Consider the following 10,579-nt stretch of genomic DNA (forward strand, 5'->3'; position numbering starts at 1 on the left):
TAGTCCGCGCCTGGTTCATGTGGCTACGGCTTGGGGAAGCTTTGCTCCAGCCACTGACGTACGGCAGCTACGGTGGTGCGGCCACCCTGGCGCAGTGCGTCGAGCTAGCTCATCGTCTGACGTGAGGGTGGGGCTGCCGGGGGCCAACAGCCCGCGGAAGAGCACAACCCCCTTCATGGGATTGGAGATTGGATCATCTCCCGTATTGCCGTTTGTTCCGCTCGCGTACGGCGCGTCGATGATGAGGTCTGCTGTTTCCAACTCCGAGAAAGCCACGTGCGGTTCGGGAGTGACTGGAAGAGTCATAGTCCGAGATCTACCAGTCGGCGCTGACAACGCGGCCAGCGTGGACGACGTTACGGGGGACGGCAGGGCGACAGAGCGATGGAGGTAAGCAGGCGAGCCCAATGACGGCAGTAACTGGCTGACGCACTGCGCGGCAGGGCTGGCGAAGACCACGGAGCAACGATGTGGCCGTAGTCATGTGAGAACGCGCTAAGGGGTATTGCAGTAGCGGTAGGTTGCGCGACTAGAAAACAGGCATTCGGTGACAGCTCGTCTGTCGCCTGATCTTTGCCACCAAGAGATTTCAGGGAGAAATGCTGTGACCTTAGTTCTGCTGGCTGGTGCAATGTTGATGCTGGTATCGGGCATTCTCCTCCAGATATGGTCGTTGCAACCTGCGCGGATCGGAGCACAATACGCGTTGCAACTTCCGGTTGTGCTCCTGTATGCGCTGGGAGGGGCGTTGCTCCTCTTTGTTTCCTTTCCGGACTCGGTATCGGAAGGTCGCGCAATTGGCTTCAGCCTAGGCGGGGCAGCAGGATTCGCAGGATTCTTTTTGATCAGCGCCTTCGCTTGGCTGTCCAAGACTCGAAACCTTGACGCGCTTGCGAAGAACGTCATAGAGCTTGAGAAAAAGAATGAGTCGTTAAGCAGAAAGGTCGCAGCTAAAAATGATGGAATAACTCGGGAAGTGCCTCTTAGGCACGAGCGAGTGCTGTATCAACTGCATAAGGCAAGACGGCACGAGATCGGCTTCATTACCGGAGATTTGATTGGCGTGACCGGAGTTGATGTATGGGTTAACTCGGAGAACACCCGCATGCAAATGTCCCGAGTGACTGAACCGACGATCTCTGCGACAGTGCGTTTTCTGGGAGCACAGAAAGATCAGTATGGGGAGGTAGTCGTAGACATAATCGCGGATGAGCTTGATAGCCTGATGTCAAATCAAGCACACGTGGCAGCTGGGCAAGTACTAGTAACCACCGCTGGTAACATCGCCGATTCGCATAGAGTAAGAAGGGTCCTTCATGTAGCTGCCGTCGAAGGCGAACCAGGGAAAGGATACAGGCCTGTCCAAAATATCGAAAACTGCGTTAGAGCTGTTCTCTCTGAAATCGATCGATTGAACCGCGAGGGAGAAAAGCTACGATCCGTGCTATTTCCGCTGCTCGGGACGGGAGGTGGAAACAGCGACTTTCCTCATACTGCCCAAGTCATGGTTACTGCTTGCGCGGACTACCTACTGAGCCATCGTGGTTCGGACCTCCATACGATCTACCTGCTGGCTCACACGGGCGCGCATGTGGCCGCCTGCGAGGATGCGCTGGAAGAGGATGCCAGGTTGGTCCGACGGCGGGACTAGACAAGTGTCCTCCTGTCCGATGAGCTGCTGATGGCGCGACGAAGGTGCAGATGCCTCGCGCCTTGGACGGCGTGCAAGGACACATGCCTGTCAGCCGATGACCTACCTGCATGCCGTTAACGCTGCCTCGGCCGCTACTCTCAAGGCATGCCGATCAGTGAGCATCTCCTCTTGCAGAATTTTGGTGCAGCTGCGCTTGCCGGTAATGCTGCCCTGTTCGTTGGTGCCGGTCTCTCGCGGGCTGCCGGGCATGTTGACTGGAATGGCCTTCTAAAAGCACCTAGAGCTACGGCAAAGATTCCTGCCTCACTTACAGACTTGCCTCTGGTTGCCCAATACTTCGTGCAGTCGGTACCTGGAGGACGGGAGGCGCTGGAACAGCACATCCTGCATGAACTAGCCTCTTCGGGCGCGTCGCCGACACAGGGACACGCTGAGATCGCGAAAATCCCTGTCTCCGAGATTTGGACCACCAACTATGATTGGCTAATCGAGGAATCGATGCCGGACGTCCGTGTGATTGCCGAAGACGATGACTTGCTCGAACGTTCCATTGGTGGGATGCGAGTTACTAAAATGCACGGCAGTCTGGTGCCGGGAACTCCTGTACGTTGGTCTTCTCCGCCAGTCATTACACGCAAAGATTATGAGCAGTACGAGTACACGCATCCGCGAATTTGGTCCTCTCTTACTGCTACGTACTTGACTCGCTCGATTCTATTTCTAGGTTTCAGTTTCACGGATCCGAATGTGGAGGTGTTGCTTCGGTTGGCTAGAACGCGCGTGAACCTTGGAGCGCCCGAACATTTCACGGTCCTCAAGCGTCCTACGAGCCGAAGCGAGTTGGCACTCTACGGTCACCAGGTGGCTGACCTTGAGAAGTCGGGTGTAGCGGTCGTGGAGATTGAAGACTTCTCTGAGCTTAACCCGTTGCTAAGGCGATTGGCTCAAAGGACCCGAGATCCGTGGCTGTTCGTTTCTGGAAGTGTCACGGATGAACTAACACAGCACAAGCATGACGAGCTCCTCGGCTATGAGTTGGTGGAGTCAGCAGTTGAGGTCGTTTCCCTTGCTGGCCCGGCCGGCATGAACGTGTCTTTTGCTCTAGGGCGAACCCTCAAGGCAGAAGGCCGGTACGATCCCGCTCGCATGCGTTTCTTTTTCCGTCAGCGAGATACTGCTGTACCCGAGTTGCCGCAACGTATGGGGACGGCTACTTTCACAGAGTTTCCAGTGGAAAGACTCCGCGAGGAAGTTATTTCCAATTGTCGGGCACTGGTAATTCTCGGCGGCGGAGAACGCACAAAGATCGAAGCGCAATGCGCAGCCAAGTACAAGGTGCCCGTAATCCCGATTGCGGCTGCTGGGGGAGCGGCGCGGAGCATCTGGGAAGCACTTTCGACGGATGCTTCGTATGTAGGTGCAGCGAACAGTCTATTTATGCAATCTGACTGGGACCTGCTCGCTGATTTGGACCCTAGGGTTGCTATTAGGGCGGCCAAACGCATGATTCTGCATGCGATGTTTTTGGGTAGCTTGTCAGACCCCACTGGTAAGGTGTGAGCATGATGAAATTCTCCGCTGCACACGCATTTCTGATGGCCGCGTCAGAAGTCGTTCCTGCTGACGCACGTGATCTTTCTTCTCTTCTGTATGAATACCCTTCACTGGAAGCATTTTCTGAATCTGAGATCATGCCGTCAGGTCGTCTAGGATATCTCGCTGAATACGTCAAGAACAACGTTGAAGAATATAGGGTGAAATTCTGGAAGCGAAGGCTCATTGATCTAGAGGTCACGTATCCATCTGTTCGTATAGTAACGGTTCTAGATACTGCTTATCCACGAAACCTGAAGGTTGCGTACGACAGGCCGCCCTTTATCTTTACTCGCGGAACTTTTTTGGCTGCAGATGAAAGTGCCGTCGCGATTGTTGGAAGTCGTCGCACCTCGCCGAGCGTTATAGCTGCAGCATCTGCCATCTCGTCGGAGCTCGCCTCGGCTGGGCATACCGTGGTATCGGGACTGGCGCTAGGAGTCGATGCCGCGGCGCACGAAGGAGCTCTCGCGGGGGGAGGTCGGACAGTCGCAGTGCTCGGGCACGGAATTGACCAGGTGCAACCGGCGAGTAACAGGAGGCTAGCAGAAGCAGTAGAGGCGAACGGGGCCTTGGTTTCCCAGTTCCGGCCATTCTCCCCACCGACATCGAGTAGCTTCCCTCTCCGAAACTCTGTGATCAGTGCGCTGGCGAAGGTAAGCCTGATCATGGATGCGGCGAAGAGAAGCGGCACACGCTCTGAAGCCGAAGCGTCCCTGAGGCAGGGCCGGCCAGTGTTGCTCTGGGCCCCCGCACTAGCTGATCAAGAATGGGCTCGAGATTTCGCCAGACAGGACAACGTGTCCATGGTAGAAAGTTGCGATGAAGTTATCGCGGCCATGAGGGGCGGCAGTAATGGGGAACAGCTCGAGTTTGCAGAATGATGCGAACGGCGAAGACATCGCGAAGTACCTTGTGCCACCTCCGATGGGGGGAGCTGGTGTCTGTCGGCACTGTCGGAGTTGGGCCAGCTCCGGTGGCGACGTATGCCACAACTGTCGAGACGTGAAGGCCGCGCTTGGTGAGGTCTGGCCGGTTGTTCCGATTTCCCTCTATGAGAAGCCTTCGGAGCTTCGTGATTGGCTCAAGTTCTACAAGCCCAGTGGTGGGGATGAATACGATCCGGCATATGGAGTCAAGCTGACTCAGATTCTCGCCAGATTCCTCAATGCGCAAATGCCTAACATCGAGGAAGTTTGGGGAGCGATCGATGGTGTTTGCGTCGTCCCTTCGACCAAAGGTGCAGTACCACATCCTCTTTGTGGAGTGTATGAGTGCACGAATGCTGGCCCGCCTCTACTTGATGTTTTGGTACGTGGCAAAGGGCCATTGCGTCACCGCTTCGCACACCGAGATGGATTCGAATGCACCTCTCAAGGTGTTGGGCGTAGAGTTCTTTTGCTCGACGACGTTTACACAACCGGAGCTACGGCGCAGAGTGCTGCCTATGCCCTTAAATCTGCCGGTTACGAGGTTCCGGGAATCCTGACGATCGCGCGACGCATCAATCCGGACTTTACTCCCCAGGTCCGTTCTCTGTGGGAGAGGTGCTCGGCTGACGACTTCGACTTCAACGGCACATTCATCTAATGGTGAAATGCTCCGGAACGGTTACGCCTTCTCCTCTTTATGTGTGAGATCGTGAAGTAGTGCTTCGCGCACGTGACCTGAGTCACCGTGGGTTCAAATCCCCACACCCAAAATGCACGTTGAAGACCCCTTACCAACGAAATTGGTCGGGGGTCTTCGTCGCGTAGGGTTCCCTTTGGTACCCGCGATTGCGCGTAAGTCCCTGGTCTATTGGGCGGGGATGGGGCAGGGTCGCCACATGCTGTAGCTAGTCACTGGCCGGCGCGCTGCTAGACGGATCTTCGTCGCCCTCAGGCTTGTCGCGCTTCAGTTCGGAAGACAGCTCGTCATTATGAAGCTTCGATGCTGAGGTCTTCTGCCTCGCATCGATCAGCATGCCCGTGATCCTCTTACCGGTGTGTCGAGATACGAGCTGAGCTGCCTCGTCGATCTTCTTTTTGAGGTCGGGATGGCAGTGAGCGTCTGTGTAACCGACTGCCACAAAGAATCCTCGGGTGACTTCTTCGGATACCTGGTACTGAGGCTGCTGGGCCAGGACGCCGTCCCAAAATTTACTATTACGGACTAGCTTAATCTCGACTAGCGCTCTCCGCGACCATCCTTGCGAGAATTTGAAGTCAACTGGACCTCTTCCTGCGTTCGATTCACCCGTCAGGTCAATTTCGTTGGCGCGGCAGTAGTGAATCACGCAGCTTCGAAAGAGGGCCTGCGCTGCCCGTTCTTCCCGGCCGTGATTTTTGTTCCAGAGGAGCTGCCATCCGTCTTGCTCTTCGATGCTGTGCCGGAAATTATCGATGATTACTTCGATGAACCGCTCGAACTCGTCTGGATTCTTGGCGACAAAGCTGAGAGGTTTACCTTCCGTGAGCTTAGATCCAAGCTCGTACCATTTGACAATCAGATTTGGATCATCGCTGACCGAGTATGGCTTCTTCTCCTCTTCCTCTAGTTGCCTCAGGTATAGGGCGACGACATCGGGGTTTTGGCGGGCTAGTTTGGCCTTCTCGCGGCGACTTACGTTGCGGGCAATGTCAAAGGTGAGGTCGCCTCGAAGCTCCTCGCTGGCCGTTGACCATGCGTAACTCCAGAAGCCATTAGGTGTAGCGACAGGCATCTGCCGGAGGAATCGCTCAGGCGTGAGGATGACAGGCTTTCCGATATAGGGGTTGATCGGTAGATCGAAAGTCCCCTCTTTCCATCGGTAGAACTCTCGATCCCAGGTAGCATTGGCGACTTTGGCTGGCTGTACCGGTATTCCGTGTCGCCTTGCCACCTTTTGCGTGTACTCGATGAAGTAGCTCTTGAGGATGTTACATGTCATGTCGCTAAGACGGTCGACGCCCATCCCGCCTTGAAAAAGGGTGAGCATCTCCATGTGGGCGATCCGGCCTATGCCCAGGCCAGTTGCCACTTTCACGCCCTCGAGCATTTCTTTTTGAAGGCCCTTGCCGGAGCCGGCGCCGTGGGGGCTTCCCTCTGAGACTCCCAGGCAGAACTCATAGGGTTCGGGGAAGAGCAGTAACTTCTGTGCCTGCCTCCACGATATGCTGTTTTCGTTACCTTCCGATTCCTTGACTAGCTCGAAAATCATCTCGAAGAAGTCGATGAGGTGCTCGTGTGCGCCCGCCCAGTGCCCTTTCTTCTCGTCCCAGATCAAGAATGGGTCGATAAAGAGCGCGGTGTCGGCGGGGAGGAAAGTATCGAACCAGTCGTCTGCTGAGGTAGTCGGCAGGTCGAAAGCCTCACTAAAGCGCATGACACCCTCCCCGTAGCATGGAGTGATCAGTGTGGCACTGCACGTGTCAATCGGGTAGAGCGCGGGCATGCGCCGGTCAAATGCGCCCCCGCAACCCACCACTCGCCCCAGCTCCCATCCCGTCTGCCGTCGACCCACACACCGTGGAGCGGGCGTGGTTCAGGGCGTCAAGGTGGAGCGCGCCACTGTACGAACGACCTTGACGCCCTGGGCCGCGTCTGCTCGGCTCTGCCTGGGTCGATGGCAGACGGGATGGGAGCTCCCCTGCTCACGCCACACTCGGCCGGTACTCGCGAACGGCGCCCCGTCCATCTCGGAGCCTGAGCGCCCCGCCGGAGGCATCATCTTGTGGCCGCGGATGACGTTTCGCCTTTGCCCGCTTGCACGTAGCGCGCCGCCGGGCGGGGCCGCCGCTGGCGAAGACAGGGCGGTGGCCCCGCCGGCAAGGCGGCGCGCGCCCGCGCCGTGCGCGGGCCTTGATGAAGTAGGGAAAGTCTTATCCCTCTGGGACTAGACAGCGTCCTGGGGGACGTCGTCGCGTCCAGCGCGGAACTCGTCCAAGAGGTCGAAGAACATGTCCAGCGGTGGGACGCCTGCTGCATCGGCTGCCCTCTTGATCTCGATGGCCCAGCCGAGACTCGAGTGTTGCATACCGAAGCGAGGCCAGAGCCACTTGCTGAACGGCCCAAGGGGGTCGAAGTCTGTTACCGCCGGAACTCCATGGATCTCGCAGGCGACGCTGTATCCATACAGGATCGACTGGAGATGCAGGATGGAACGGCCTCGTACGTACATGTTCGGCCGTAGGCGCACGTCGTCAAGGAAGTCGTACACCGTGTCCAGCTCACGTAGCGGCCTGGGTTTGGGAAGTTCGGCCTGCCCGGTCATGCCGACTCACCGAGGATGTGGCGACCGTCGTGGCTCCTGACGTGAGGGCCCGCTTCGTCCAGCGCGTCGAGTAGCCGCACAGCGTAGACCTCGGCCATGCGCTCGCTGACCTCGTCGGGCGTGAGCCAGGAGACGGCTGTCGACTCGTCAGAGGTGCGCTCGGTGCCGCCGGAGGGCTTGCAGCGGAAGACCAGGGCCACGATGCCTCGGGTCGTGTTCTTGTAGACGCCGGTGAGTTCGTCCACCTCGACGTGGATACCTGTCTCCTCCAGGACCTCGCGGGCGACGCCGGCCTCTGGGGTCTCATTGAGTTCGAGTACGCCGCCGGGGAGCTCCCATGTGCCGTTGTCGGCTCGGCGGATCGCCAGGAGGCGCCCGTCCTCGCGCACCACGACTCCGGCAACGGATACGGAGTGCAGGGGTGGGGACGTTGCTTCCTGTGATTGACTCATGTACAGGAGCATAGGAGGCAGAGAAGGGCTATGGGAACTGCGGTAGAGGGGGGCAGGTCGGGGCCTCGGTATGTGCAGATCGCCGATGAGATCGTGCGGCAGATCAGGGCCGGTGTGCTCAAGCCCGGTGACATGGTGCCGAGTGAATCGGAACTGGTGGAGCGCTACGGCGTCTCGGGCGGCACGATCCGTAAGGCCATGGTCGAGGTGCGGGCGAGCGGGCTTGTCGAGACCCGGCACGGCAAGGGCTCGATCGTGAAGGACCGGCCGCCGGTGCGGCACCGCTCCTCCGATCGCTTCCGGCGCTCGCTCCGGCAGGGAGGCAAGGCCGCGTATCTCGCGGAGTCCGCGCAGTCCGGTGCCACGGCCAAGGTGAGCGTCCTCTACATCGGCCCCATGGAGGCCCCCGAGGATGCCGCCCAGCGACTGGGCGTCCCCGCCGGCACTCAGGTTCTCGCGCGGCGGCGTCTCTACTTCCGCAACGGCACGCCGGTCGAGACTGCCACCTCCTACCTTCCGTGGGGCGTGGTGAAGGAGATCCCGGAGCTGTTCGCCGAGAATCCCGGCGGCGGTGGCATCTACGCCCGACTCGAAGACCATGGGCATGAGTTCGCCGAGTTCGTCGAGACGCTGCAAGCGCGTCCGGCCACCAAGGTGGAGGCCTCGGAGCTGGTCCTCAGCCCGGGGGCGCCGGTGGTTCACCTGATCCGGGAGGCTCGTACGACTGAGGGTCTCGTGGTCGAGGTCTGTGACACGCTCATGGCTGCTGACCAGTTCGTTTTCGAGTATCGGATCCCTGCCGCCGACTGACGCGCGCTCAACTTCCTGTAACCCGTCGTGAGTTCTGTCTCGCGGCGGGTTGACTCATGTATAGGAGTCGGGCACTCTTCTTCATGTCACTCATGTGCATGAGTGGCGGAGTCCAACCTCTCTATAGGAGTGATCTGCTGTGCGTCAGATTCCCGTCGACACCTCCGCCGCCATCGTGATGGTCGCCAAGACCCCGCAGCCGAAGGTGAAGGACCGTCGTACCGGTGAGATCGCCACCGACATCGAGACCGGCGTCAAGCTGATGACGGTCGACGTGATGTTCGCGGCCAACGACGAGGTGGAGATCCTCTCCATCACCGTCCCCGAGACCGGCATCTCCGGTGAGCTGACCATGGGCACCCCGGTCGCACTCACCGGGCTGATCGCCCGGCCGTGGGAGAACGAGTTCAACGGCCAGAAGCGGCACGGGATCGCCTTCCGCGCGGTCGCCGTCACCTCGCTGGCCGCTGCGGGCTCGGCACCCAAGGCGGCCTGAGCCATGACATGGCCGACGGTCTTACTGCTGGTGGTCGTCGCCGCTGCGGGTCTCCTGCGGTGGCGGCGCCCCGCCTGGTACTGGCTGACCTTCGGGGTCACCCTCGCCGCCGCGCGGGTCCTGGTCCGCTACGCCTCGGTCATGGACGCCTGCGGCCTGACGGTCCCGCCCTCGCGCTGGCGTCTGGCGCTCGCCCGGATGGCCAACCGTCCGGCGCCGGAGTCCCGTTCACCGCGCATCCTGCGCCTGCGGCCCACCCGCACCGGCCTAGTCCTCCGGCTCAAGCTCCGCCCCGGTCAGGACGCCTTCGACGTCGCCGCCGCCACGGACCGGCTGCGCCACTCCTTCGGGATGTACGGCGTCACCTCCCGTGAGCTGCGCTCGGGTGTCGTCGAGATCCGGATGACCGGATACGACGTGCTCAAGCGGGTGCAGATGCCCCCAGAGACCGACGCCCGCCCGATGCGGGTCCCGGTGGCCCTGCGGGAGGACGGTTCGGTCCACTACCGCGACTACCGGGCCGTACCGCATGGCCTGACCCTCGGAGCCACGGAGTCCGGCAAGTCCGTCTATCAGCGCAACCTCGTCGCCGGCCTCGCCCCGCAACACGTCGCGCTGGTCGGCATCGACTGTAAGCAAGGGGTGGAGCTGTTCCCGCTGGCCCGCCGGTTCTCCGCGCTGGCCGACAATCCGGATACCGCGCTGGAGCTGCTGGAGGCGTTGGTGTCGCACATGGGGGAGGTGTATCGGCTCATCCGGGCCGAGCAGCGGATCACTGCTGACGTGCCGGATGCCGAGATCGCCGCCGACATCTGGGACCTGCCCGAGGACCTGCGGCCGGTGCCGGTCGTGGTCCTGGTCGACGAGGTTGCCGAACTCGCGCTGTTCGCCAGTAAGGAGGAGGAGAAGCGCCGGGACCGGATCATCACTGCCCTGGTCCGCCTGGCCCAGCTCGGCCGCGCGGCCGGCGTCTACCTGGAGATCTGCGGGCAGCGCTTCGGCTCCGAACTCGGCAAGGGCATCACCATGCTCCGCGCCCAGCTCACCGGCCGTACCGCCCACCGCGTCAACGACGAGACCAGCGCGAACATGGCCTTCGGCGACATCGCCCCGGATGCCGTCCTGGCCGCCATCCAGATCCCCGCCGAGACGCGCGGCATCGCCATCGCCGGGGACTCCACCGGCGGTTGGCACCGCATCCGCGCGCCGCACACCTCGCTGCGCCAGGCCGTGAACACCTGCAACAAGCATGCCGACCGCACCCCCGACGTGCCCGCCCTCGCGCCCTTCCAGCCCGCGGTCGCCCCGCTGCCGTCGGCCCGTGTGCCGCTGTCCAAGAC

The 10,579-nt window shown here is 60.4% G+C and carries 10 protein-coding genes; 7 read left to right on the forward strand and 3 right to left on the reverse strand.

Annotated elements, in window-relative coordinates; translation table 11 throughout:
* The first annotated feature begins 604 nt into the window (after positions 1 to 604).
* The 4 genes from AOK11_RS12775 to AOK11_RS43945 all read left to right on the forward strand — a co-directional run bounded on the left by AOK11_RS12775 (position 605) and on the right by AOK11_RS43945 (position 4,837).
* Positions 605 to 1,651, forward strand: a complete 1,047-nt coding sequence (locus AOK11_RS12775) for a macro domain-containing protein (protein ID WP_157869346.1) — start codon at positions 605 to 607, stop codon at positions 1,649 to 1,651.
* Positions 1,652 to 1,798: 147 nt separating this feature from the next.
* Complete coding sequence (locus AOK11_RS38640; protein ID WP_079034804.1) at positions 1,799 to 3,214, forward strand: SIR2 family protein; 1,416 nt, start codon at positions 1,799 to 1,801, stop codon at positions 3,212 to 3,214.
* A 2-nt stretch (positions 3,215 to 3,216) separates the two neighbouring features.
* Positions 3,217 to 4,131, forward strand: coding sequence for a DNA-processing protein DprA (locus AOK11_RS39745; RefSeq protein ID WP_079034805.1), 915 nt, complete (start codon positions 3,217 to 3,219; stop codon positions 4,129 to 4,131).
* Positions 4,132 to 4,252: 121 nt separating this feature from the next.
* A complete protein-coding gene (locus AOK11_RS43945; protein WP_206188827.1) occupies positions 4,253 to 4,837 on the forward strand; it encodes a ComF family protein in 585 nt (194 codons plus the stop codon).
* 247 nt (positions 4,838 to 5,084) lie between these two features.
* Here the strand turns inward: AOK11_RS43945 and AOK11_RS12780 are convergent, their stop codons facing one another.
* The 3 genes from AOK11_RS12780 to AOK11_RS12790 all read right to left on the reverse strand — a co-directional run bounded on the left by AOK11_RS12780 (position 5,085) and on the right by AOK11_RS12790 (position 7,945).
* Positions 5,085 to 6,662: a hypothetical protein gene (locus AOK11_RS12780; protein WP_157869347.1), complete on the reverse strand. Its 1,578-nt coding sequence runs from the start codon at positions 6,660 to 6,662 to the stop codon at positions 5,085 to 5,087.
* 441 nt (positions 6,663 to 7,103) lie between these two features.
* The gene (locus tag AOK11_RS12785) at positions 7,104 to 7,481 is read right to left on the reverse strand and encodes a hypothetical protein (protein WP_055593807.1); all 378 of its coding nucleotides are present in this window, start codon (positions 7,479 to 7,481) and stop codon (positions 7,104 to 7,106) included.
* On the reverse strand, positions 7,478 to 7,945 hold the full coding sequence (locus AOK11_RS12790) for an NUDIX hydrolase (RefSeq protein ID WP_055593808.1): 468 nt from the start codon (positions 7,943 to 7,945) through the stop codon (positions 7,478 to 7,480). Before AOK11_RS12790 ends, AOK11_RS12785 begins: the two co-directional genes overlap by 4 nt.
* A gap of 18 nt (positions 7,946 to 7,963) precedes the next feature.
* Here AOK11_RS12790 and AOK11_RS12795 point away from each other — a divergent pair, with 18 nt between their 5' ends.
* The 3 genes from AOK11_RS12795 to AOK11_RS12805 form a co-directional block, all read left to right on the forward strand.
* Positions 7,964 to 8,743, forward strand: a complete 780-nt coding sequence (locus AOK11_RS12795) for a GntR family transcriptional regulator (RefSeq protein WP_055593809.1) — start codon at positions 7,964 to 7,966, stop codon at positions 8,741 to 8,743.
* Between the two features lie 139 nt (positions 8,744 to 8,882).
* Complete coding sequence (locus tag AOK11_RS12800) at positions 8,883 to 9,239, forward strand: SCO3933 family regulatory protein (RefSeq protein WP_055593810.1); 357 nt, start codon at positions 8,883 to 8,885, stop codon at positions 9,237 to 9,239.
* A 3-nt stretch (positions 9,240 to 9,242) separates the two neighbouring features.
* The coding region (locus AOK11_RS12805) for an FtsK/SpoIIIE domain-containing protein (protein WP_055593811.1) at positions 9,243 to 10,579 on the forward strand (1,337 nt) is incomplete at its 3' end.

Source organism: Streptomyces hirsutus (assembly GCF_001418415.1).
Lineage (GTDB): Bacteria > Actinomycetota > Actinomycetes > Streptomycetales > Streptomycetaceae > Streptomyces > Streptomyces hirsutus.

Bases quoted from the DNA above. Each gene is read 5' to 3' on its own strand.
- AOK11_RS38640 (WP_079034804.1), top strand. From the start codon at position 1,799: ATGCCGATCAGTGAGCATCTCCTCTTGCAGAATTTTGGTGCAGCTGCG.
- AOK11_RS39745 (WP_079034805.1), top strand. From the start codon at position 3,217: ATGATGAAATTCTCCGCTGCACACGCATTTCTGATGGCCGCGTCAGAA.
- AOK11_RS12780 (WP_157869347.1), bottom strand. From the start codon at position 6,662: ATGCCCGCGCTCTACCCGATTGACACGTGCAGTGCCACACTGATCACT.
- AOK11_RS12785 (WP_055593807.1), bottom strand. From the start codon at position 7,481: ATGACCGGGCAGGCCGAACTTCCCAAACCCAGGCCGCTACGTGAGCTG.
- AOK11_RS12790 (WP_055593808.1), bottom strand. From the start codon at position 7,945: ATGCTCCTGTACATGAGTCAATCACAGGAAGCAACGTCCCCACCCCTG.
- AOK11_RS12795 (WP_055593809.1), top strand. From the start codon at position 7,964: ATGGGAACTGCGGTAGAGGGGGGCAGGTCGGGGCCTCGGTATGTGCAG.